This is a genomic window from Pseudomonas sp. GG8 (genome assembly GCF_052976945.1).
In genome coordinates this window covers 3,588,008-3,610,206 of the sequence record NZ_JBRIIP010000001.1, presented here as the reverse complement: position 1 = coordinate 3,610,206, position 22,199 = coordinate 3,588,008, and the positions used below count along the sequence as shown (strand labels likewise).

Below are 22,199 nucleotides of genomic sequence, written 5' to 3'. Positions count from 1 at the left end.
ACATTCCAATAAAAAAATATGAGGCACTGAAGATGACGGCTCCCCTGAGTGGAATCCGCGTTATCGAGATTGGAACACTGATCGCGGCACCCTTCGCGGCGCGTCTGATGGCGGAGTTCGGCGCTGAAGTGATCAAGATCGAATCGATGGGGCAGGGCGATCCTCTTCGTAAATGGCGAAAACTCCACGAGGGCACCTCCCTGTGGTGGTACCTCCAATCACGCAACAAAAAATCCCTTGCACTGAATCTCAAATCTCCCGAAGGCATCGCCATCGTCAAGCAGCTCGCTGAAAGCACCGACGTGCTGATCGAGAACTTGCGCCCCGGCGCCCTGGAAAAACTGGGTCTGGGCTGGGACGTTTTGCATGCGCTGAACCCCAAGCTGACCCTGGTGCGCATCTCAGGCTACGGCCAGACCGGTCCCTATCGTGACCGTCCCGGTTTTGGCGCCATCGGCGAAGCCATGGGAGGTATTCGTTACACCACCGGCACGCCTGGTTCACCGCCAGCGCGGGTCGGCGTCAGCCTGGGTGATTCGCTGGCATCGATGCACGCGGTGATGGGCGCACTGATGTCGTTGCTGCGGGTGAAGACCGGGCAGGGCGAAGGTCAGGTTGTCGATGTGTCGCTGGTCGAAAGCGTGTTCAACGTCATGGAAAGTCTGGTACCGGAATACGCCATGCAAGGCCATATACGTGAGCGCAGCGGCGGCGCCTTGCCAGGCATCGCACCTTCCAACACCTACCCGACTGCCGACGGCGCCTACGTGGTGATTGCGGGCAATAGCGACCCGATTTACAAGCGACTGATGCAGGTCATCGGCCGCCCCGACTTGGGCGAAAACCCCGAATTGACGCATAACGATGGTCGGGCGCTGCAGAGCGCGATGCTCGATGAAGCGATCAGCACCTGGACCTTGAGCCAGCCCATCGACACCGTGTTGCAGGCCCTGGAAACGGCTGAGGTGCCGGCCGGGCGCATCTACTCAGTGGCTGACATCGTTGCCGATCCGCACTATCAGGCACGCGACATGATTCTCGACGCCGAGTTGCCGGGCGGGGTTGCGGTGAAGATGCCGGGCATCGTGCCCAAACTTTCCGAGACACCGGGCTCAATCAATTGGCAGGGGCCAAGCCTGGGCCAGCACACCTCCAGCGTACTCAGCGAACTGGGCATGACCGAGCAGGATATCGCCCGACTCAAACACGATGGAGTGGTCCAATGATTACTGACTATTCCGACAGCCTGATCGTCCAGGAGGTCGCGCCGCGAGACGGCCTGCAAATCGAGCCCAAGTGGGTAGAAACTGCCGACAAGATCGCCTTGATCGATCAATTGTCACTGGCCGGGTTTTCCCGTATCGAAGCAGGCTCCTTCGTCTCCCCCAAAGCCATCCCAGCGTTACGCGACGGTGAAGCGGTGTTTCTGGGCATCCAGCGTCAGCCTGGCGTGACCTACGTTGCGCTGGTGCCCAACCTCAAAGGTGCGCAGCGCGCCCTCAGCGCGGGTGCCGATGAGCTGAACCTGGTGATGTCCGCCAGCCAGACCCATAACCTGGCAAACATGCGCATGCGCTGCGAGCAATCGCTTACGGCATTTGCCGATGTGGTGGCACTGGCTCGCGGCACGTCGCTGGGCCTGAATGCCTCCATTGCCACCGCCTTCGGTTGCCCCTTCGAAGGCGTGACCAGCGAAGACCGGGTGATGCAGATCGTCGATGCTTATCTGGAGTTGGGCATGCAGGGCATCACCCTGGCCGACACAACAGGCATGGCCAATCCACGTCAGGTCTATCGTCTGGTACAACGCGTATTGACGCAGGTTCCGGCGTCAATGCTGACGCTGCACTTCCACAACACCCGAGGTCTGGGCCTGAGCAATGTGTTGGCTGCATACGAGGCTGGCGCACGGCGCTTCGATGCCTCCCTTGGGGGGCTGGGAGGTTGTCCGTTCGCCCCTGGCGCCTCCGGCAACATCTGCACCGAAGACCTGGTGAACCTGTGCGAGGAAATGGGTATTCACACCGGTACCGATCTGCCTCATTTGCTGGAGATGTCTCGCCGTTTGCCTGCGCTGTTGGGTCATGAAATGCCCGGTCAGGTAGCCAAGGCCGGTCGCAACTGCGACCTGCATTCCGCGCCGGAGAATATGCCCGTTTGATCCTGTTTCACCCCTTAGCGTGACCAAGGGGGCACACGCCCCCGGACCAGACAACAAAAACAATCGGACACCCACGGGAAGTCCGTCTGGAGAAAATGAAATGACAATCTCTGTTCTGAACGCGGACAGCAGTCCTGCCGAGATCGTGAGCGCGGAAAAGGCCCTGATCAGTAAAGTCGCCTGGCGCCTGATGCCATTGATCATGGTCTGCTACCTGTTCGCCTTCTTCGACCGCATCAACATCAGCTTCGCCAAATTCCAGCTACAGACTGACCTGAGCCTGAGCGACACCGCTTATGGTCTCGGCGCGGGGCTGTTCGTGGTCGGTTACGTGCTGTTCGAAGTGCCCAGCAACATGATGCTGTACAAGGTCGGCGCACGGCGCTGGATCGCCCGGATCATGATGTCCTGGGGTGTGGCGACGGCGCTGATGGTCTTCGTCAATACTGAATGGCAGTTCTACGGTTTGCGCTTCATCATTGGCGCGATGGAAGCGGGCTTCGCGCCGGGCGTGCTGTATTACCTGACGTTGTGGTTCCCACAGCACTATCGCGGGCGGATCACCTCGATGCTGTTCCTGGCCTCGGCCTTCGCCGGTCTGATTGGCGCGCCGCTCTCGGGCCTGGTCCTCGGTCATCTTGATGGCGTGATGAACATGCGCGGCTGGCACTGGCTGTTCCTGCTGGGCGGTTTACCCTGTGTGCTGCTGGGCCTGTTGGTGTTGGTTGTCCTCAAGGACAAGATCGCCGATGCGCATTGGCTGACGGGCCAGGAAAAGACCTATTTGGCCAGCCGCGTCGCCCACCACGAACCCCACAAAGGCGGCGGCTCCTTGCTGGCGGCATTGAAGCTGCCAGGCTTCTTGATGCTCGGGCTGATTTACTTCTTGATTCAAGTGGCGTCCTATGGCCTCAACTTCTGGGCCCCGCAGTTGATTCGCAGCGCTGGCACTGAAAGCCCGGTGATCATCGGTTTGCTTACGGCTATCCCGTATATCTGTGGCGCCATCAGCATGGTGGTAGTTGGGCGGATGTCCGATGCCAGCGGCGAACGGCGCAAATACGTGGCCGGTTTGGTGGTGCTGGGAGCGATCGGTTTCTTTAGCGCCGGGATATTCGCCGAGCACACGTTGTTTCTTATCATCTCCCTGAGTTTGCTGGGTGCAGGCATCGTCGCCTCAATCCCTGCCTTCTGGGCCCTGCCACCAAAACTGCTGGCCGGTGCTGGCGCAGGTGCAGCCGGCGGTATTGCGGTAATCAATACCCTCGGGCAGTTCGGCGGTATCGTCAGCCCGATCATGGTCGGCCGAATCAAAGACCTGACCGGCAGCACCACCCCAGCGCTGTACGTGATCGGCATCGCCAGCCTGATTGCCGCCGGGCTGCTGCTTTGGGCTTTGCCGGCCAAACTGCGGACGCTTGACAAGACCGATCAGTGATTGCCAATCGACCAAGGCTCCTGCCTTGGTCGGCCTCATCGCAGCCTTCACTCGTCGCCTCCCCGAAACTTTGTCTCGACGCTCCTGCCATTTCTATAACACGACAGCGCAGGGAGTCAGGTGATGGCACGAGCAATCTGGAAGGGTGCGATCGGTTTCGGGCTGGTGCATATCCCGGTCGCGTTGAAGCGCAGTATGGAACCGGTCGGTTACAAGCGGATCAACAAGGTCACCGGCAAGGAAATGACCCCGGAAAATATCGTCAAGGACATGAGCGTCGATTGGCAGCCCGATGAGTACCGTGACACCTTCGAAGAAAAGATCATGCAACTGGTCGAGACCAAGGGCCGCGAAGGAAAAATCGAGGATGTCGAAACCAGTGTCGGCGAACTGGAGCGCAAAAGCGCCGATGTCATTGACCTCACCGAGTTGCTCAAGCGCAGCCTGAGCAGCAAAAGCCCGGCCAAAGGACGGGCACCTGCCCGAAAGAAAACCAGCAAAGCCTCTTGAGGTCTCTTTAAGCAAATCTCCACCTGCTCCGATCCAGCGCAAGGTAATCGATCATGGCCAAGCCATTGAGTGAGTACGCTCGCAAACGCAATTTCGACATCACTTCCGAGCCGTCGGAGCTTGCTGATCGAAAGCAGACCTCGCGCGGGGCCAAGTCATTGAGTTTTGTGGTGCAAAAGCACGAAGCGCGCGACCTGCAGAGGAGTACGACCTCGTCGAGGCGCTACCGAAGAGCGTGATCAGTGGCGCGACTGTGGGTGAGACACGCACTGTGGATACAACCAAAAAAGCCAAAACGTCCTTCCACGTTCCTGACACGCTGGCGCCTCAGTTGGCAACGCTGGTCGATAGACCGCCGAGTGGCGAATGGCTGTATGAAATCAAATTCGACGGCTACCGGATCCTGACCCATTTCAGCGCTGGACAGGTGCGCCTGCTCCGCCGCAACGGCAACGACTGGACTGAGCGATTACCACTGCAAGCCAAGGCTCTGGCAGCCCTTACGTGTCCAAACGCAGCCCGGACTGGATCAAACTCAAGTGTCGTTTACGTCAGGCGGCATTTATCGCCCTGCGTAGCGACAAGCCAGCGGGTGACGTGGTCCGCGAGCATCTTCTCTCTGCACGCACTCGAAGCTTACGATGCCTTGAAGAGTTAGCTTCTGTCTTGAACGGTCAGGAAATGCCTTGCTGGCTGGTAGGCACATTGGTATGTCTTGCCAGCCAGCGGTTTCTGTTCGGATCGCTGCTATTCGCTGCAGGCCATTTGCCATACCATCGGTCCATTCAATGGAAAGAGAGGGTACGTACGTGAGCAGTTTCCTGGACAAAATCAAGAACAAGATCAATGAGGCCTCTCCTGATCTGCTCGCTCGCACATCCGAGTTGATGGAGAAAGGCAAGAAGGTCGCTGTTGAAATGGCTGACAAGGCCGCTCCCGTGATCAAGCAGGCGTCTGCGAAAGCCAGCGCTTATGCCCAAGAAAAATCTCCGATCATTAAGGCGCAGGCGATCAAAGCGCTCGAAGAAGCCAAGGTTCAGCGTGCGGTTCTGCAAGAGAAAGCCCGAAACGACAAGGTGGCCCACGCCGAGTACGTAAGGACCATGTACTTGATGACCCTTACCCCGCGGTCGCTGGCGTTCATCGACGAGAAATTCAACCATTACGGTCGCTCGCTGAACTTCATGTGCATCACGGGTGAAGTACTGGCGTCTGACAAGCGTTCTGAGGTGAGGATGTCTGCCAGCCATTCGCTCAGTAGCACAGGTGGCGGGTTTCTTTGGCAAGGCACCGGCTCGGTGAGCATGAATGTGTCCAGCCACTCCTTCGTCAACGCCACAACCAACACGGCCCATGAGTTCTGGATCCGACTGCCGGACGGGGTCGAAAAGCCGATCTATCTGTTTGACAGCAACATCCCCATGCGCAAGGGACAGGTTGTTTCGCTGATCTTCTGCAACGCTGACGACAGCCCCAACGGGATGCTGGTGGCACTGGTCAACCATAATGCCAAAGCGATGTGGAAGGTCCTGGGTCCGGCCGAGATCAATCAGCGTTATAAGCTCTACACCAAAGAGCCAGGCTTGTTTAATGGTCGGGAAGTTCGCGAGACGACCGCGCGACTGCTCAACGAACTGGATATCCGCTTGAGCCAGTTGGGTGAGTGGGCCAGTCGCTTCGAAGCGCCCTCGAGTGAAGCCGATTCGGCCCTGCTCGGTCACTGAGCCCTGTCGTGGGCGCGCTACGCGATCATCGAACGTTGCAATTAGAGGATGCGGTACAACAAACGCTCTATGCGAACCCGGCTGACCCGACGCAGAAACGTGCGCACGGCGACCGGGTATTCGCTCAGCGTGTCCAGTTCGTCGTACTTGCCGACCCGCAAGGTATTACGCATCAGTTGAGTGACTTCCACATCACGGCTTGCAGTCCACTCGGACTTTGGATCGTCGATCAGCAGAGCATTTTCCAGGTCCAGCTGGAAGGCTCGCGGATTGAGGTTGTTGCCCGTCAGTAAGGTGTAGCGCTGGTCGGCCCAGAGTCCTTTCAGGTGGAATGTGTTGTCGCCGTCTTTCCACAGGTGCAGATTCAACTGGTCCTTGGCGATGGCCTGCTGATGCTTTTGTGCGAAGCGGCGCAAGCTGATTTCGTAGAGATAAGGCAGTGCGGCAATGACTTTAAAGGGCTCGTCGGCCGGGATGAAAAAGTCATTGGCGGTCTTGTCGCCGATGATGATATCGATGGTCACGCCGCGCTTGAGGGCGCGATTGATTTCCCGCGTCACGGTCACCGGCAGATTGAAATACGGCGTGCACAGCGTCAGTTGTGTCTGACTGGCCGCGATCAACTCGCAAATAGTGCGACTCAGCGGGTTCTTGTTGCCCACACCCAGCAGGGGAATGACACGCAGGCCACCGGTTTCATCGCTGCCGTCCGATGTGTCGTATGACGTGCGTTTGAGATGGCTCCTGAAGGCTCGGATTTCACCCCGCAAACTGCGAGAGGTGGGAGGCGCGGGCAGGTCCAGGCGGTGCACGGCTTTGGATGTGAGTACATCGTTGCGCACCAAGTGTTGCATCGAGTCGGCCAGTGCCTTGTTCTGCAACAGGTGATAGCGATCAAGGCGGTACTTGTCGAACTTGTGCAGGTAGACGTTATTGATGCTGGCGCCACTGTAGATCACGCAGTCATCGATCACGATTCCCTTGAGGTGCAGCACCCCGAACAGTTCGCGGGTCTGCACAGGCACTCCATACACCGGCACTTCAACGTCATGCTCCAGGTTCTGCGCCTGATACCACGCGGAGTTACCGGGCTGCTTGCCGGCACCGATCAACCCTCGTTGTGCGCGAAACCAATCCACCAACACCACGACATCCAGTGTCGGCCGCGCTGCTTTGGCGGCGTACAAGGCGTCGAGGATTTCCTGACCGGCTTCATCCTGTTGCAGGTACAGGGCAACCACATAGATTCGCTGAGTCGCAGCAGCGATTTTCTCCAGCAGGCAGCGTCGGTAGTCGGTGGCGTGGGGCAACATCGTGATTGCATCGGCTGCCAAGGCAAAACCACGAAGCGTGGGCAGGATGGAACGTCTGAAAGTGGAGCGCATAAGCCTCTCGAAGCGTTAGCCAGATAGCACGGGAGCTTACACCAGAGTGTCAGTGAGAGGGTTTGCTCTTTGCCTCGCTGCACAAAGTTGACCGGTATGGCAGTTGAAACACGCCAAAGACCATGAGTTGGGCGCGGCCCAGACCGAACAGCTTCATCATCTCTTGGTGCAGCACGTCGTTGAAACTGAACAATGACAGGGTTTGTTTTTTTATAATCGCGCGGGGGCATGGTGCCTGACCTTTTTGGCGAGCACGCCGGAAAACGCTAATAGTGCTGATCGCGAATACTTCTACTATCACCAACCATATGAAAATATGGGGCCGCACGTTCAGCTGGATGTTTAATCCCGTCCCGATGCGTTCTGTATCCGGACAAGAGGGTGATGGCTATTTGATAGCTCTCTGATAAGCTTCAGATCGTGAGCCAGGAGGTTAGCTGAATGACGCTACTCGTCGGTTCGCACCCTCAACAGAAGTGGATGCCATGGATGTGTGATTGCCTGTGGATCGATTGCCCGAACAGCCATCCTGTCTCATTCCCCGCCCTTATCGAGCGGTAGGGCAGAGGAGCCTCGACCCCATGCAAGACCCCGGAGGAAAAGGACTTTCACTCACGAAGCGGCTGTACAAGTCGCGCACGCTGGGAATGATCCTCGGGTTTTTCTGCGTTGCCGCCGTCGTCTACCCACTGCACAAGTCTGGCTGGGTATGGGGGCTGATGGTCCTTACCGGATTTGTCTGGCCGCATCTGGCCTTTCAATGGGCTCGCGTATCGACGGTTCCATTCCAGGCTGAGCAGCGCAATCTACTGATTGATTCATGTCTAGGCGGCCTCTGGGTGGGGGCCATGCAATTCAACCTGCTGCCCAGCGTCATCGCTCTTTCAATGATGTCCATGAACAATATGGCCATCGCGGGGCCGCGTTTTCTGCTGGGAGGCTGGCTGGCACAAGCGTTGGGTATTGCGGTCTCCCTGCTGATTTTTTCCCCGGTATTTACGCCCGAAACCACAGTTTTCCAGATGTATGCCTGTGTACCTTTGCTCGCTATCTACCCGTTGGCGCTTGGCTGGGTTGCGTACAAACAGACTCATCTGCTGAAAAACCACAAGCGCGAATTGCTGACCCTCAGTCGTACCGACAGCTTGTCGGGCCTGTTGAACCATGGCTCGTGGAAGGATCATCTGGACCTTGAGTTCCAGTCCTGCAGCAATACGCAGCAGAGTGGCACCATCGCCCTGATCGACATCGATCACTTCAAAGTGATCAACGATACCTATGGCCATGTGGTGGGGGACTATGTGCTCCGGCAATTGAGCACGGTACTCAAACAAAACCTGAGGGCCTCGGATCTGGCAGGGCGGTATGGCGGCGATGAGTTTTGCGTGATCTTGCCTGATACCCCGATCGTGGTCGCGGCCGAGATTATGGACCGCCTGCGCGATACCTTCGGCTCCATCCGTTACGAACGGGAACCGGCGATGAGGGTCAGCCTTAGCATTGGACTGGCCGCCTACAGCCCTGCCCATCTGGATGCGACCAGTTGGCTAAGTGACTCCGACAAGGCGCTGTATGGGGCTAAAAGCACGGGGCGTGACCGGGTCGGTTGTTTGATTGACGGGGCATTTCATCAGGTCGTGCGTGATCCCGCTTGAGTGCGGGGTCGCAGTAAACATGCTGTTCAGCAAGGACTCGTTAGCGCTTGCCTTGAGCCGATAACGGAGCCTTGCCTTCAGCACGGGTGAAATGCGCTCAATACCCGCTTCGACGAAGAAGGGTGTCGAGGCTTTCTGAAGACGGACGGCCATAGAACGTCAGCAGTTGTGCCGCGCGGTTGGTGAAGAAACCGTCGACTCCGCGGGCGCTGAGTGCTTTGAAATCCACCTCGTCATCGACGGTGTAGGGATGGATTATCAGGCCTTTGTCATGGGCCATACGGTTCATCCATGGCTTGACCAAGTCCACATAACTTTGATCGCCACCGTCTTTGAGCGCTGATGAAGGCCCAATGCCGATTGCTCCGTGAGCTTTGGCCCACTCAATCCACCCGGCGAACTCCGCTTCGGACTTCACGTCCTGTCCGGCATAAAAGCTGGCCTTGTCTTTGGCGCCAGAGGTCTTGAACGTGGCGTCCGAACTGGCCTGGATATAGCCATCCCCTAACCACAACAACAGCACTTTTGGCACCTGTGGCATGCTTTTTTGCAGCAGTTCGAGGCTTGGTTTTTCGAAGGTCTGCAAGACCACGCGACCAGGCATGTGCGCGACATTCACCCGGCCCTGGGCGGCTTCGGGTCGTTGATCGAGCCAGCCGCGTTTGGCCAGGACATTTTTAAGGTCTTCTTCTATGCCGGGAAACTGGGCGGGAACCTTGGTCTCGATATACAGCCCCGGTTTGTTCTCACCGCCCTCGGCGATATCGATGACTTCGTCCAGGGTCAGAATTTTTAAACCGACATAACTGCTGCGGGCTCTGGCGGGGAAGGCGGTATTGAACCAGGAACCAGCGTCCAGCTGTTTGAGCTCCGCCAGCGTGAAGCTGCTCACAGGTTGCGTGATCCGGTCCGGGTAGACCTGCGCGATGTTGGTAGTGCGTCGGAGGGTATCGTCATGCAGGGCGATCAGAACTCCGTCCTTGGTGCGCTGAATATCCATTTCCAGATAATCAGCCCCCAGCTCTCGAGCCAGCATATAAGCGGGAATGGTTTCCTCTGGCGCATCAAACGACGCGCCCCGGTGCGCAATGACGGCAGGCCAGGGCACCCCGATTTTGGCGGCGAGTGTCTTGCTCGGCGGTTCAATCGCGAGCGTGGACTCACTCATCAGCAGCGCGCTCGCCAACAGTGTCATGAGCCCGACCGCTCGTGGAATACCTTTCAACATGTTTGATTTTCCTTTTCTGCACGGATCATTCACGCCCGTCTTGATCGCCATGCAGGCCCCGATAAATCGAGGCCTCCCAAGTCTCAAGCATTAACAGCAACCATCAGCGAGAGCAATCAAGCTGTCGTTGCTGCACTGTAGCAAGTCGTCGATGACGAAATGGTGAGTGAGCCGTCGGTCACTTTTGCAACGATTCGGCCCGTTTCAGGTATTCCAGGAACCGACAGGTCACGGTTAAAATGGCGCCAATTTTTAGTGAGGAATCATCCAGGCATGGAGATGACGGTAAAGACTTTTTTGGAACTCAACATAGCGAAGCGAGAGCCTGGCGTATTCTTTTCGAGCTGTATCCGTAGCTTCACTGATACCGAACTGCTCTACGAAATAGACGTTGATCAGAACTTGGAGACAGTGGATGTCGGGCTGTACTCGATGCATGACAAGTACGTGTGGTCACAGAAGCGTGTTTATTTCATCTATGACGAAGACGGCAAACAGTTCCTTCGCTCAGTCCCCCGGAACCAGATCTGACACTCATCGAATCATCTGGTTTTTTTGACCTGACATCATGTGCATAAGGGCGTCTCGGGTGCCTTTTTGCGCCCGCTCTAGAATCCTCACAAAAGCCCTTCCTGCATCCGTAACCGCCACCGCCCGTTGAACCGCAACTCAGTCGCGGATAATGGCTCGATGTCTATCGAGTTGAAGGCTGCCGTTGGGCACTGCAGGGCATGCAGGATGGCGGCGCGGATGACGAAGGGGTGGGTGATCGCGACGAAGTGTCCCTGCGTGCGCAGGGTGTCGAGCCATGCGCCGACGCGGGCGCAGACCTCGGCCACCGATTCGCCGCCGTGCGCAGTTGAAGCGCTGTCTGCACTCCAGGCCTGGAGTGCTTCGGGCTCATGCGCCTGGAGGTCTTTGATGCGTTTGCCTTGCCAGAGTCCAAAATCGCAATCGCGCAACTCAGGGACGATATCCATCTGCGACCCGAACAGGTGAGCGGTTTGCCGGGCGCGGATCTCGGGTGCGCTGAGTAAATGCACGGAGGGCTTGAAGCGGTCGGCCAGCGAATGCCCTGCAGCCTGCCAATCCAGTTCGACAGGCTCGTCCAGCGGAAAACGCGCGAGCTTCTGTGCGAGTGTCCGGGCATGGCAGATCAAGGTCAAACGAGTCGCCATTATGGGGATCCATACGGGGTTTACGGGTGGGCAAGTTTACATGCCTCATGCCCTTGTATCATTTCGCGGGAGCGACCGCCGTTTGCCACGTGACGGGCAGGCCTGATAGACGGCATAGTCCTCAGACTGATTGAGTGTGGTCTGACAGTGGACTTGGGGATGGAGGAACGTATGACGACTGTTCTAGTGCTGGTTGAAACCATTAACGACTATTTGCCGATACTCGAAAACAGTGGTTTTAACCTGATTCTCGCGCCGAGTCCGGCCGAGCGGGCAAAAGCCATCGAGACGCATGGTGCGCAGATCAATGCCGTATTAACCCGCGGTCCGCTGGGTTTTTATGCCGATGAGATCGCCGCGCTACCTCATCTGGAAATCATCTGCGTGATCGGCGCCGGCTATGAGCATGTCGACCTTGAGGCCGCCAAGGCTCGGAATATTACGGTGACAAACGGGGCCGGGGTCAATGCACCCTCGGTCGCCGACCACGCCTTGGCGCTGTTGCTGTCGCTGGTGCGTGATATCCCGCGTGCCGATGCATCGGTACGGCGCGGCGAGTGGCGTAAAGTCATGCGTCCTTCGCTGGCTGGCAAACGCCTCGGTATTCTTGGGCTGGGCGCGGTGGGCATGGCGATCGCCAAACGTGCCGTTCTGGGTTTTGATATGTCCGTGAGTTATCACAATCGCCAGCCTCGCAGTGATGTGCCTTACGCTTATTGCGCAAGCCCGGTCGAACTGGCGAGCGCCTCGGACTTCTTTATCGTCGCGACACCGGGTGGGGCAGAAACTCTGCAGTTGGTCGACAAACACGTACTGGATGCCCTGGGCCCTCACGGTTTTATCGTCAACATCGCGCGTGCCAGCGTCATTTCGACGGCGGACCTGATCGATGCGCTTGAACATGATCGTATCGCTGGCGCCGCACTGGATGTCTTCGATAATGAACCGCAGGTACCGGACGCGCTCAAGGCGTTGAGCAACGTGGTGCTCACCCCTCATGTCGCAGGACTCTCTCCGGAAGCTTCGCAGGGTACTGTTCAGTTGGTGGCGGACAATCTGCTGGCGTACTTTTCCGGGCAACCGGTGCTGACCCCAGTGCGCAGTTGAATCGAGCGTTAACGTTGTGACCCTGTTACGTAGCCCGTCGGTAAAAGGAGAAGGCCATGATTCAATGCAAGCGCGCTTATGACCCGGCGTCCCCCGCAGATGGTTATCGGGTATTGGTCGACCGACTTTGGCCAAGAAACATGCGCAAAGATCGCTTGGTCCTCAACGAATGGCTGCCTGACACGGGCCCGACCACCCCGTTAAGAAAGGCGTTCAAAAGCGGCGCGATGAGCTTCGCGGATTTTTGTACGGGGTATCGCCAAGAACTGACGGCTCATCCGGAACATTGGTGGCGACTTCTCGAACCTGCCCGCCAAGGCACGCTGACACTCATCTATTCGGCGAAGGACACGGAACATAACAATGCAATCGTGCTGAGGGAGTGGCTTGAAGAAGAACTGGATAAGCAAGGGCCGCAAAGTTCTCCCGTCTGTTATGCCGGCTCACACCTCAAGTGAGTAACAGGTGTAATGCAAGTCACTTCAATAAAAGTGAAGTTAAACATCATTAATTTGACATTGCCCAGCGTGCCGCTGATCGGCACACTGCGGGCGCTCACGGTTTACTGTCTCCATCCCCGCTGTCTCGAGTGCTTGCTTCATTGAGTTCTGACGCTTGGATTCAAGGCACACATGTGTCTTTTTTTCGGCGATCAGTGTGAGTCACTCAGTGTGCTTGTAATGGAATAATTATGGCCCGTGTAACCGCTCCCGATATCAACGCTTCCTATAATTACGACGTTGTTCGCCGCTTCACGTTAATGACCCTGTTCTGGGGGATCCTTGGCATGGGGATGGGCGTGATTCTGGCCGCACAGTTAGTCTGGCCGGAGCTGAACTTGAATATGCCATGGACCACGTTTGGCCGCTTGCGGCCTGTCCATACTAATCTGGTGATTTTTGCATTTGGTGGCGGTGCATTATTTGCAACGTCATTGTATGTGGTTCAGCGCACCAGTCGGGTTCGGTTGATATCCGACAGGTTGGCCAACTTTGTATTCTGGGGCTGGCAAGCCATTATCGTTGCCCTGCTGATCACGTACCCCTTGGGCTATACCACGTCCAAGGAATACGCCGAAATGGAATGGCCAATTGCGATAGCGGTGGCCGTCGTCTGGGTGGCGTATGCCTATTTATTTTTCGGCACTATCGCCCGCCGCACCGTTAAACATATTTATGTCGGTAACTGGTTTTACGGTGCCTTCATCGTGGTGACAGGCATGGTGCATGTGATCAATCACCTTTCGGTTCCGGTCAGTTTGCTAAAGTCCTATTCGGTCTATTCCGGCGCGACCGATGCAATGGTCCAGTGGTGGTATGGCCATAGCGTTGTGGGCTTTATTTTGTCTGTCGGCTTTTTGGGCATGATGTATTACTTCGTGCCGAAACAGGCCGCGCGGCCGATTTACTCCTATCGGTTATCCATCGTGCACTTCTGGTCAATCATCACTCTGTACATCTGGGCGGGTCCGCACCATTTGCACTACACCGCACTGCCCGACTGGGCTCAGTCGCTGGGCATGGCGATGTCGATGATTCTGCTGGCGCCAAGCTGGGGCGGCATGATCAACGGCATGATGACCCTGTCGGGGGCGTGGCATAAGTTGCGTACTGACCCGATTTTGCGATTCCTTGTCGTGTCCCTGGCGTTCTACGGCATGTCGACCTTTGAAGGGCCGATGATGGCGATCAAAACCGTCAATGCGCTTTCCCATTACACCGACTGGACCATTGGCCACGTACACGCTGGCGCGCTCGGCTGGGTTGCCATGATCAGCATCGGGACGCTGTACCACATGATCCCCAAACTGTATGGCCGCGAACACATGCATAGCGTGGGGCTGATCAACGTGCACTTCTGGCTGGCGACCATCGGTACCGTTTTGTACATCGCGTCGATGTGGGTCAATGGCATCACTCAGGGTTTGATGTGGCGTGCGATCAACGATGACGGGACATTGACTTACTCCTTCGTCGAAACGCTACAAGCCAGTCACCCAGGCTACGTTGTGCGACTTATCGGCGGCTCGACCTTCGCTGGCGGGATGCTGCTGATGGCCTACAACACCTGGCGCACTGTGCGAGCAGGCGAGCGCAACGTCCAATCACCGATTGTGGCCGTGGCTTGATTGACGACAAGAGATGTGAAGCGCTTCCCTGTCCTGGGATGAATTTTTTTTAGTATCGTCGCCCTGATACGAGGCTCATCCATTTGTTTGGGTGCGCCTTTTTAATTCTGGTTTTGATTATGCAGCGTTATCGCTTTATGGGTTGGCTTGCTCGTTTTACGCCGGCGACATTAAACACACGTCCCAAAGAATGGTTGAGAGCGAGTGTCGGAAGTTTTCTCGGGTTGCTGGTCAGCACGCTGATCTGTCGCGCAGTCTTTGGCAGTTCAGTCGAATTGCATTTGATGGGGCCGGTGGCGGCGTCGGCCGTTATCCTGTTTGCCGTGTCTTCGGGGGCACTGGCGCAACCCTGGCCGGTCATTGGCGGCTATCTGACCTCAACAGCGGTGGCGTTGATTGTCACCCATTATGTCGGCTATTCGCTGGAAAGCGCCGCCTTGGCCGTTGGCCTGTCGTTGGGCGCGATGTGTGTGTTGCGTTGCTTGCACCCCCCTGGGGCGGCCTTGGCCCTATGCCTGGTATTGGCGGATACCGAACTCTCGGGGATGGGCCTTCAGGTGTTCTACCCGGTCATGCTCAATGCGATTTGCCTGTTGGTTGCGGCCTTGCTCTACAACAACATCACCGGAGTACGTTATCCCAAACTGCACGTTGTGACGGCTGTACGCGCTACCGACGATCCAGCCCCAGAGGAGCGCGTCGGCATCACCTCTGCAGACCTGGATCTGGCGTTGGCCGACATCGGTGAGTTTGTCGATGTGACACGTGAAGAGCTCGAAGACATCGTGCGTGCCACTGAAAAATATGCGTTACGGCGCAGCATGGGGGATATCACGGCGTCTCAGATCATGTCGCGCGATTTACAGTGTGCCACCCCGGACACGCCGGTCGAGCAGGCGCTGAATATGCTGACCTCGCAACACCTCAAGACGTTACCTGTTCTGGATAAGGAGCGGCGCCTTGTCGGCATTGTCAGCTTGATTGATTTGCTTGGGCATTCGCGCAATACCAGACGATTGGGGGTATTGGGCCGATTGGGCCTGCGCCGCGGAAGGGTGCTGGAGCACGTGATGACCCGCCCAGTCACGTGTGTGAGCGGTAATGCACATGTCGTCGAACTGATTCCGCTGTTATCAGGATCGGGGCTGCACTGCCTGCCCGTCATCGAGAAGGGAGAGCTGGTCGGCATCGTGACCCAGACCGATCTGATTGCAGCGCTTCATCGGGATTTGATCATGCACCTTGGATGACTAGATGATTGGGTCCCAGCGTTGCGACCAATCACTGTCTGCTTTGACGATGTTTCGTAACAGCTCGAAAGCCGACTGCAATACCGCCGAGTCACGATCACGCGAATAGACCAGATAGGTGGGGTAGGTGAACTCTGGCGCCTTTGGCACGCGCTCGAATACGCCGCTGTCCAGATAACTCTGGACCACCCGGGTACGGAAGTAACCGGCACCGCCATTTTCAAGAATGTAGTGCAGCGCCAATGGCCCCAGGTTGAAGCCGATCGCCGCTTTGGCCTGGTCTGGAAGCGCCGCATCGTGTTGCTTGCGGAAGTCATCGCCCCAGTCGACATACACGTAGGGCTCCGGGTTGGATGTCAGGCGCACCTGAATCAGTTTCTCTTCCAGCAGTTGCTCGACTTGCAGGCCCGGCCAGTAGGTTGGCTGATAGACCAGCGCGGCATCCAGTACACCCAGTTCAAGTTGTTGCAACAGTTGCTTGCCGTCCCCTATCTCTGCGCGCAAGGCGTGGGTCGGGATTTTTTCACGTAGCTGTTGCACCCAGCTCAGCATCAGCGGGTTGCACAAACTGACTTCACCCCCGATGTGCAGCACATTGCGGTAGCCTTCAGGCAGAGGAAGGTCCCGACGCGCCGCTTCCCAGGTCTGCACCAGTTGATTGGCATACGCGACGAACGCTTCGCCATCAGCCGTCAATTTAGCGCCGGCCCGGTTGCGGATGAACAGCGTGCAGTTGAGATGACTCTCAAGTTTCTGCACGCGGGCCGTAATGGCCGTCTGCGTAACATGAAGTCGTTCGGCGGCAGCGACAAGGCTGCCATACCGCGCGATCTCTACAAAGGTTCGAGCCAGGTCGATGTCCATGTGGGTTCACTTCAAATCAGAGGGCCTGATTGTAGAGACATCCGCCAGGTGTAGGGAGTCATCAATAAAAATGCCAGAGCACGCTGGAAACCTTGGCTAACTCAATCGGAAGGATTATCTCGATGGTGGAGGAACCGCTAAGAAGGCCACCTCTTGCATCGGCAAGAAGTGGCCAATGGTTTATGGCATGACCGGCGGTAGATACGTCAGCGTGGTGCCCAACGCCCACAGCATGAACAGCACCAGAGGCGCATGGACCAGCAACTGTACAAATGAGAAGCCAATCAGGTCACGCGCCTTCAGGCCCAGAACGCCCAGCAGCGGCAGCATGTAGAACGGGTTGATCAGGTTCGGCAGGGCTTCGGCTGCGTTGTAGATCTGCACCGCCCAGCCCAGGTGATATTTCAGGTCATTGGCAACTTGCATCACGTAAGGCGCTTCGATGATCCACTTACCACCACCTGACGGAATAAAGAAGCCCAGCACCGCCGAGTACACACCCATCAGCAACGCGTAAGTATCGTGCGAGGCGATCTGGGTGAAGAAGGTCGAAATGTGATGGGCCAGGGTCTGCGCATCGCTGCCTTTAACCGTGGTCATCAGTGCCGCAATCGAACCGTAGAGCGGGAACTGGATCAATACGCCGGTGGTGGTTGGCACCGCGCGAGACACCGCATCCAGGAAGCTGCGCGGGCGCCAGTGCAGTAGGGCACCGGTCATGATGAACAGGAAGTTATAAGTGTTCAGCCCGGAGATGGCGGTGATCGCCGGTTTGGTCGAAAACTCATGGAACAACCAGCCAGCAGCCAGCAGCACTAACAGGATGATCAGTATCGGGCTGTACTCAAGCCACTCGCCAGGACGTGAGCGCTTGGGCATTGCCGGCAGGCTGAAACTCGGGTCGACACCGCAGGCCGCTGCATCCTTGGCGCTGGAAGGGCCGGGCGCGGTGGCGTAGGCGATGACCAGAGAGACCACGATCAGGATCGCCAACATCACGCCTGACTGCCAAAGGAAGATGGTTTGGGTGAAGGGGATCATGCCGGTAATCGCCAGAATCGACGGTGGCAGGCTGGCCGGGTTGGCTTGCAGTTGCGCGGCCGAAGACGAAAGGCCTAACGCCCACACCGCACCCAGGCCCAGGTAAGCAGCCGCGCCGGCGGCACGGTAGTCCATGCGCAAATCGGTGCGCCGCGCCAGCGCGCGAACCAGCAGACCGCCAAATACCAGCGACAAGCCCCAGTTAAGCAAAGAGGCGACCATGGAGATCAACGCTACCCAGGCCACCGCCGAGCGCCCGTTCTTCGGGATACGCGCCAAGCGGTCGATCAAGCGTACCGCAGGTGGTGAGCTGGCGACCACGTAACCACCGATCACCACGAAAGCCATCTGCATGGTGAATGGAATCAGACTCCAGAAACCGTCTCCAAACGCGGTGGCGGCCTCAGTCGGTTTGGCGCCCATGGCCATGGTCGCAACGGCCACGATAACCACAGCCAACACGGCAAATACCCAGGAGTCAGGGAACCAGCGTTCGGCCCAATTGGCGCAACGCAGGGCAAAGCGGGCATAGCGGCTGTCTTCGATATGGGCGGCCATGGGTCCTACCTTTTTTTGAATTTATTATTGAGGGGCTAAGGGTGTAGCCCGTTTTTGTTAGAGCACGCGCAAAGCGGTGAAGCTACAAAACAACAAACCCCTTCAAGTACTGAAGGGGCAGAATGGCACAGCGTGGAGGCGTCGTTTGGTGACCTCTTGGCTATCACCACAAAAGGATCAGAAACTCATTTCCACGACATCGTCCGGCACGATCAGTTTGCCAGCGGTCTTGGCGATGATTTCTTCGATGCTGACCCCCGGCGCGCGTTCGCGCAGGATGAATGCGCCGTCGGCGATTTCCAGGTAAGCGAGGTCGGTCAGCACTTTGCGGATGCAACCGGCGCCGGTCAGCGGCAGGCTGCAACGCGCCAGCAGTTTGGATTCACCGTCTTTGGAGGCGTGGGTCATGGTGACGATGATGTTGTCGGCACCGGCCACCAGGTCCATCGCGCCACCCATGCCTTTGACCAGCTTGCCGGGGATCATCCAGGAGGCAATGTTGCCCTCGACGTCAACTTCGAAAGCACCCAGCACGGTGAGGTCCACATGACCGCCACGGATCATGGCGAAGGATTCAGCCGAGGAGAAAATCGATGCGCCTTTGCGGGCGGTCACTGTTTGTTTGCCTGCGTTGATCATGTCGGCATCGATGGTTTCTTCGGTCGGAAACTCACCCATGCCGAGCAGGCCGTTTTCCGACTGCAGCATCACGTCGATATCGGTGGGCACGTAGTTGGCGACCAGGGTCGGAATGCCAATGCCGAGATTGACGTAAAAACCATCTTTCAGTTCGCGTGCGACGCGCTGTGCCATTTGTTCGCGGGAAAGTGCCATGGTCAGGTTCTCTTATTGTTCGGAACGAGAGTGTTCTGGGCGAGAAGACTCTTTGAGTGCAGCGAAAGAACGGCCTCAGGCCTTCTTGACGGTGCGCTGTTCGATGCGTTTCTCGAAGGTGCCCAGGATCACGCGATCAACATAGATACCCGGGGTGTGAATCTCGCTGGGCAGCAGTTCGCCTGGCTCGACGATTTCTTCGACTTCGACCACGGTGACTCTGCCAGCGGTGGCGACGACCGGGTTAAAGTTCTGCGCCGTGTTGCGGTACACCACGTTGCCGAAATGGTCGGCTTTCCAGCCTTTGACGATAGCAAAATCGCCGGTGATCGCTTCTTCAAGGATCACGTGACGTCCATTGAACTCGCGGGTTTCCTTGCCTTCAGCGACGGGAGTCCCGTAGCCGGTGGCGGTGTAAAACGCGGGGATGCCGGCGCCGCCTGCGCGAAGTTTTTCGGCCAGAGTGCCTTGCGGGGTCAGTTCGACTTCCAGCTCGCCGCTGAGCAGCTGGCGTTCGAACAGCGCGTTCTCGCCAACATAAGACGCTACCATTTTGCGGATCTGGTGGTCTTCGAGCAGCACACCGAGACCAAAGCCGTCGACGCCGCAATTGTTGGAAACAACCGTAAGGCCTTTGACGCCACGGCGCTTTATTTCCGCGATCAGGTTTTCAGGGATGCCACACAGACCGAAACCACCGGACAAGACCGTCATGTTATCGGTTAGCCCATCCAGCGCTTCTTCGTACGTTGCCACTCGTTTGTCGAGCCCAGCCATAATGATCCGCCTTTTGTAGTTGTTGACCGACAAGCAGGCTGTCGGAGAGCGTTCAGTGCATCTTCCCTTGCCTGTAATGATTTGTTAATTTTGTTTTTCTGATGGATTGATAAGAAAACTAAATAGATGAACGTCAAACAGCTCAGGGCTTTTCTCGCCGTGTCGCAATGCCTGAGCTTCGCCCAGGCGGGGGAGCGCCTGCATCTTTCCCAGCCAGCGTTGAGCCTGACCATCAAAAGTCTGGAAGAGGACCTTGGCGGGCCGCTGTTCAGTCGCACGACGCGCAGCGTCAGCCTCACACCGGAGGGCGAAACCCTGTTACCGCTGGCGCGTCAGTTGTTGGCGGATTGGGACAACACCGAAGAGTTGCTGCGCCAGCGCTTCACCTTGCAGTTGGGCAAAGTATCGATCGCGGCGATGCCGTCATTCGCCGGTAACTGGCTGCCGAGCGCACTCAAGGTGTTTCGTGATCGCTACCCACGGGTCAACGTCGCGGTGCATGACGTGATCAATGAGCAAGTGCTTGAGATGGTTCGTCATCGTCGGGTGGAGTTGGGTATCGGTTTTGAGCCGGAATCGAGCAATTCGCTGCTGTTTACCCCGTTTTATATGGACCGTTTCGTGGCCGTGGTGCCTATGGATTCGCCGTTGGCCGAACGCGAGGAAGTGACCTGGAGTGAGCTGTTGCAGGAAGACTTCATCGCACTGCAGCGGCCATCCGCCGTGCGTTTGTTGCTGGAGCAAGCCCTGCAGGCGCCGCATGGCAAGCTGTCGGTCGCGTTTGAAAGTCATCAGTTGGCGACTATTGGCCGTATGGTCGCTAATGGGCTCGGGGTCAGCGCGGTACCGTCGTTGTGCGTGCAGCAAATGCGCGAGCTGGGCGCGCATTGCATCGCGCTGATCGAGCCGCGTATTGAACGGCGCATCGGCTTGATGATGCTGGCTGATCACACATTGTCGACGGCGGCCCAGGCCTTGCGAGAGGTGTTGATTGGGTGTGCGCAGGAGCAAGTCTCGGGAATGCCCCGACTTCACTAGAGGAATGTTTGGGTGGGCGGGCTTTCTGAGGACGAGTGGAGAACACAGGAGAATCGATAGCGACTATCGAGCGTGATGATTTCTACTCGGCCTAGGTGGCGAGTAGCCTTGACTCATTCCGAAAAGAGCCCTGTGAACACGCCCATGAATCGCCTATTGACCCTTGCCCTGTTGCTCACCGCTGCCGTTCTCTCAGGATGTGCCAGCCACGCTCCTGAGCTGCGTCCCTACACCGCCGAAGAGACTCGCGAACTGGCGCTTGAAGACTTGAACCGTCGCGGGTTGTCGTTTGATGAATACCAGACCAAAAAAGCCCAATTGACCCACTCGCAACAGATCGTCCATGAATTCGACAAACGCGGCGAGATGAATGCAGCGCAGGGTGTCGCTCACCCTGATCGTCAGGGTTGACGGGGGTTCACAGCGCCAGCTTCAAATGGCCGCCGGCCAGCGAGTGCCGGGCCTGGACCCTTCGCAGTAATCCATGATGGAAATGTTCCAATCCTTCATGCAGACGCTCGGTGAGGATATCGTCGAGTTCGCCACCCTGTTCGTTGTTGCTGTAGCTGATCTGGGTATCGATGGCGAAGATGCCGTGTAGTACTTCCTGGCACTTGAGCGCCGAGAGCACCGGTTTCAGGGCGTAGTCCACCGCTAGCATGTGCGCGATGCTGCCACCGGTGGCCAGAGGCAGAACAACCTTGCCGTGCAACGAACGCTCGGGCAGCAGATCGAGCAGGGTTTTCAGTGCGCCGGAAAATGACGCCTTGTACACAGGTGTACCGATTAACAGGCCATCGGCCTGTTTGACCGCTTCGATAAAGTCGATGACCTGCGGGCTGTCGAAGTGCGCGTAGAGCAGGTCTTCCGCCGCAAAGTCTCGAATTTTCAGGGCCTGGACGTTCACATCGTGGGCTTGCAGCCAATGACGCGCGTGTTCCAAGACCACGCCGGAGCGGGATTTCAGGGCAGGGCTGCCTGAGAGAGAAACTACCAACATGTTGTATTTCCTTGGGTCAATGTCACCCGCCATGGTGATGGCTTCGGTCTGTTACCCAGTACAAAGCAGCATGCATGCCAGCATCGAATAATTATCTAACGCTTTGAAAATAAACGATTTTATAGAAATATATGACGCGCCCGTGTGTCGTTATGACTGCGCAATAGGCACGTAACTGTTGGTTCGCTGTTTCTGTGGCAACAGTTTAAGCGTCCAGCCAATACACCTTCACCTAGCTGGGGATATGGGACTTGGGACATCGACCGCGTCCAATATTCGACGTAGCCGACTTATAACGGATAGGCCACCTTCCAGCCTGAGGA

20 protein-coding genes and 1 pseudogene are annotated in these 22,199 nt (G+C 57.2%); 13 read left to right on the top strand and 8 right to left on the bottom strand.

Translation table 11 applies throughout. From position 1 onward, the window contains the following. The first annotated feature begins 32 nt into the window (after nt 1-32). From ACVBEG_RS17510 to ACVBEG_RS17485, 6 genes and pseudogenes are all read left to right on the top strand, one after another. Complete coding sequence (locus ACVBEG_RS17510) at nt 33-1,226, top strand: CaiB/BaiF CoA transferase family protein (protein ID WP_447108150.1); 1,194 nt, start codon at nt 33-35, stop codon at nt 1,224-1,226. After that, on the top strand, nt 1,223-2,161 hold the full coding sequence (locus ACVBEG_RS17505) for a hydroxymethylglutaryl-CoA lyase (RefSeq protein WP_322178358.1): 939 nt from the start codon (nt 1,223-1,225) through the stop codon (nt 2,159-2,161). Before ACVBEG_RS17510 ends, ACVBEG_RS17505 begins: the two co-directional genes overlap by 4 nt. Nucleotides 2,162-2,261: 100 nt before the next feature. Then, on the top strand, nt 2,262-3,599 hold the full coding sequence (locus ACVBEG_RS17500; protein ID WP_322178359.1) for an MFS transporter: 1,338 nt from the start codon (nt 2,262-2,264) through the stop codon (nt 3,597-3,599). Between the two features lie 123 nt (nt 3,600-3,722). After that, entirely contained in the window at nt 3,723-4,109 is a 387-nt protein-coding gene (locus tag ACVBEG_RS17495; protein ID WP_322178360.1) for a hypothetical protein, read from the top strand. 307 nt (nt 4,110-4,416) lie between these two features. Further along, nucleotides 4,417-4,611 (top strand): annotated as a pseudogene (locus ACVBEG_RS17490) (ATP-dependent DNA ligase); the annotation flags it as partial. Nucleotides 4,612-4,918: 307 nt separating this feature from the next. Then, nucleotides 4,919-5,833, top strand: coding sequence for a hypothetical protein (locus ACVBEG_RS17485; RefSeq protein ID WP_322178361.1), 915 nt, complete (start codon nt 4,919-4,921; stop codon nt 5,831-5,833). Between the two features lie 41 nt (nt 5,834-5,874). Here ACVBEG_RS17485 and pssA read toward each other — a convergent pair whose 3' ends face one another. Next, a complete protein-coding gene (gene pssA, locus ACVBEG_RS17480; RefSeq protein ID WP_447108149.1) occupies nt 5,875-7,218 on the bottom strand; it encodes a CDP-diacylglycerol--serine O-phosphatidyltransferase in 1,344 nt (447 codons plus the stop codon). 581 nt (nt 7,219-7,799) lie between these two features. On the opposite strand from pssA, the gene ACVBEG_RS17475 reads away from it, so the two are divergent. Continuing rightward, complete coding sequence (locus ACVBEG_RS17475) at nt 7,800-8,873, top strand: diguanylate cyclase (RefSeq protein WP_447108148.1); 1,074 nt, start codon at nt 7,800-7,802, stop codon at nt 8,871-8,873. Between the two features lie 97 nt (nt 8,874-8,970). Here the strand turns inward: ACVBEG_RS17475 and ACVBEG_RS17470 are convergent, their stop codons facing one another. Both ACVBEG_RS17470 and ACVBEG_RS17465 read right to left on the bottom strand, forming a co-directional pair. After that, on the bottom strand, nt 8,971-10,068 hold the full coding sequence (locus ACVBEG_RS17470; RefSeq protein ID WP_407074576.1) for a glycerophosphodiester phosphodiesterase: 1,098 nt from the start codon (nt 10,066-10,068) through the stop codon (nt 8,971-8,973). A 650-nt stretch (nt 10,069-10,718) separates the two neighbouring features. Continuing rightward, a complete protein-coding gene (locus tag ACVBEG_RS17465; protein ID WP_330200859.1) occupies nt 10,719-11,282 on the bottom strand; it encodes a histidine phosphatase family protein in 564 nt (187 codons plus the stop codon). Nucleotides 11,283-11,450: 168 nt separating this feature from the next. Between ACVBEG_RS17465 and ACVBEG_RS17460 the strand changes: the two genes are divergently transcribed. From ACVBEG_RS17460 to ACVBEG_RS17445, 4 genes are all read left to right on the top strand, one after another. Further along, the gene (locus tag ACVBEG_RS17460) at nt 11,451-12,386 is read left to right on the top strand and encodes a 2-hydroxyacid dehydrogenase (RefSeq protein WP_330200846.1); all 936 of its coding nucleotides are present in this window, start codon (nt 11,451-11,453) and stop codon (nt 12,384-12,386) included. A 56-nt stretch (nt 12,387-12,442) separates the two neighbouring features. After that, a complete protein-coding gene (locus tag ACVBEG_RS17455; protein ID WP_322178365.1) occupies nt 12,443-12,844 on the top strand; it encodes a DUF488 domain-containing protein in 402 nt (133 codons plus the stop codon). A gap of 233 nt (nt 12,845-13,077) precedes the next feature. Continuing rightward, a complete protein-coding gene (ccoN, locus tag ACVBEG_RS17450; protein WP_322178366.1) occupies nt 13,078-14,514 on the top strand; it encodes a cytochrome-c oxidase, cbb3-type subunit I in 1,437 nt (478 codons plus the stop codon). 119 nt (nt 14,515-14,633) lie between these two features. After that, nucleotides 14,634-15,764: an HPP family protein gene (locus ACVBEG_RS17445; RefSeq protein WP_322178367.1), complete on the top strand. Its 1,131-nt coding sequence runs from the start codon at nt 14,634-14,636 to the stop codon at nt 15,762-15,764. On the opposite strand, the gene ACVBEG_RS17440 is transcribed toward ACVBEG_RS17445, so the two are convergent. From ACVBEG_RS17440 to ACVBEG_RS17425, 4 genes are all read right to left on the bottom strand, one after another. Then, the gene (locus ACVBEG_RS17440; protein ID WP_322178368.1) at nt 15,765-16,628 is read right to left on the bottom strand and encodes a LysR family transcriptional regulator; all 864 of its coding nucleotides are present in this window, start codon (nt 16,626-16,628) and stop codon (nt 15,765-15,767) included. 180 nt (nt 16,629-16,808) lie between these two features. Continuing rightward, nucleotides 16,809-18,227 carry a short-chain fatty acid transporter gene (locus ACVBEG_RS17435; RefSeq protein ID WP_322178369.1) on the bottom strand — a complete coding sequence of 473 codons (1,419 nt, stop codon included), beginning with the start codon at nt 18,225-18,227 and terminating at the stop codon, nt 16,809-16,811. A 177-nt stretch (nt 18,228-18,404) separates the two neighbouring features. Beyond that, nucleotides 18,405-19,061: a CoA transferase subunit B gene (locus ACVBEG_RS17430; RefSeq protein WP_322178370.1), complete on the bottom strand. Its 657-nt coding sequence runs from the start codon at nt 19,059-19,061 to the stop codon at nt 18,405-18,407. A 75-nt stretch (nt 19,062-19,136) separates the two neighbouring features. Beyond that, nucleotides 19,137-19,838, bottom strand: a complete 702-nt coding sequence (locus ACVBEG_RS17425; protein ID WP_322178371.1) for a CoA transferase subunit A — start codon at nt 19,836-19,838, stop codon at nt 19,137-19,139. A 126-nt stretch (nt 19,839-19,964) separates the two neighbouring features. Between ACVBEG_RS17425 and ACVBEG_RS17420 the strand changes: the two genes are divergently transcribed. Then, nucleotides 19,965-20,876 carry a LysR family transcriptional regulator gene (locus ACVBEG_RS17420; RefSeq protein ID WP_322178372.1) on the top strand — a complete coding sequence of 304 codons (912 nt, stop codon included), beginning with the start codon at nt 19,965-19,967 and terminating at the stop codon, nt 20,874-20,876. 144 nt (nt 20,877-21,020) lie between these two features. Continuing rightward, the gene (locus ACVBEG_RS17415; protein WP_322178373.1) at nt 21,021-21,287 is read left to right on the top strand and encodes a hypothetical protein; all 267 of its coding nucleotides are present in this window, start codon (nt 21,021-21,023) and stop codon (nt 21,285-21,287) included. 7 nt (nt 21,288-21,294) lie between these two features. Here ACVBEG_RS17415 and ssuE read toward each other — a convergent pair whose 3' ends face one another. After that, nucleotides 21,295-21,876, bottom strand: coding sequence for an NADPH-dependent FMN reductase (gene ssuE, locus ACVBEG_RS17410; protein ID WP_219061349.1), 582 nt, complete (start codon nt 21,874-21,876; stop codon nt 21,295-21,297). Nucleotides 21,877-22,199: the final 323 nt, after the last annotated feature.

Bases quoted from the DNA above. Each gene is read 5' to 3' on its own strand.
- ACVBEG_RS17425 (WP_322178371.1), bottom strand. From the start codon at position 19,838: ATGGCTGGGCTCGACAAACGAGTGGCAACGTACGAAGAAGCGCTGGAT.
- ACVBEG_RS17440 (WP_322178368.1), bottom strand. From the start codon at position 16,628: ATGGACATCGACCTGGCTCGAACCTTTGTAGAGATCGCGCGGTATGGC.
- ACVBEG_RS17455 (WP_322178365.1), top strand. From the start codon at position 12,443: ATGATTCAATGCAAGCGCGCTTATGACCCGGCGTCCCCCGCAGATGGT.
- pssA (WP_447108149.1), bottom strand. From the start codon at position 7,218: ATGCGCTCCACTTTCAGACGTTCCATCCTGCCCACGCTTCGTGGTTTT.
- ACVBEG_RS17420 (WP_322178372.1), top strand. From the start codon at position 19,965: ATGAACGTCAAACAGCTCAGGGCTTTTCTCGCCGTGTCGCAATGCCTG.
- ACVBEG_RS17470 (WP_407074576.1), bottom strand. From the start codon at position 10,068: ATGACACTGTTGGCGAGCGCGCTGCTGATGAGTGAGTCCACGCTCGCG.
- ACVBEG_RS17475 (WP_447108148.1), top strand. From the start codon at position 7,800: ATGCAAGACCCCGGAGGAAAAGGACTTTCACTCACGAAGCGGCTGTAC.
- ACVBEG_RS17500 (WP_322178359.1), top strand. From the start codon at position 2,262: ATGACAATCTCTGTTCTGAACGCGGACAGCAGTCCTGCCGAGATCGTG.
- ACVBEG_RS17445 (WP_322178367.1), top strand. From the start codon at position 14,634: ATGCAGCGTTATCGCTTTATGGGTTGGCTTGCTCGTTTTACGCCGGCG.
- ACVBEG_RS17430 (WP_322178370.1), bottom strand. From the start codon at position 19,061: ATGGCACTTTCCCGCGAACAAATGGCACAGCGCGTCGCACGCGAACTG.
- ACVBEG_RS17510 (WP_447108150.1), top strand. From the start codon at position 33: ATGACGGCTCCCCTGAGTGGAATCCGCGTTATCGAGATTGGAACACTG.
- ACVBEG_RS17415 (WP_322178373.1), top strand. From the start codon at position 21,021: ATGAATCGCCTATTGACCCTTGCCCTGTTGCTCACCGCTGCCGTTCTC.
- ACVBEG_RS17495 (WP_322178360.1), top strand. From the start codon at position 3,723: ATGGCACGAGCAATCTGGAAGGGTGCGATCGGTTTCGGGCTGGTGCAT.
- ACVBEG_RS17435 (WP_322178369.1), bottom strand. From the start codon at position 18,227: ATGGCCGCCCATATCGAAGACAGCCGCTATGCCCGCTTTGCCCTGCGT.
- ccoN (WP_322178366.1), top strand. From the start codon at position 13,078: ATGGCCCGTGTAACCGCTCCCGATATCAACGCTTCCTATAATTACGAC.
- ACVBEG_RS17460 (WP_330200846.1), top strand. From the start codon at position 11,451: ATGACGACTGTTCTAGTGCTGGTTGAAACCATTAACGACTATTTGCCG.
- ACVBEG_RS17505 (WP_322178358.1), top strand. From the start codon at position 1,223: ATGATTACTGACTATTCCGACAGCCTGATCGTCCAGGAGGTCGCGCCG.
- ssuE (WP_219061349.1), bottom strand. From the start codon at position 21,876: ATGTTGGTAGTTTCTCTCTCAGGCAGCCCTGCCCTGAAATCCCGCTCC.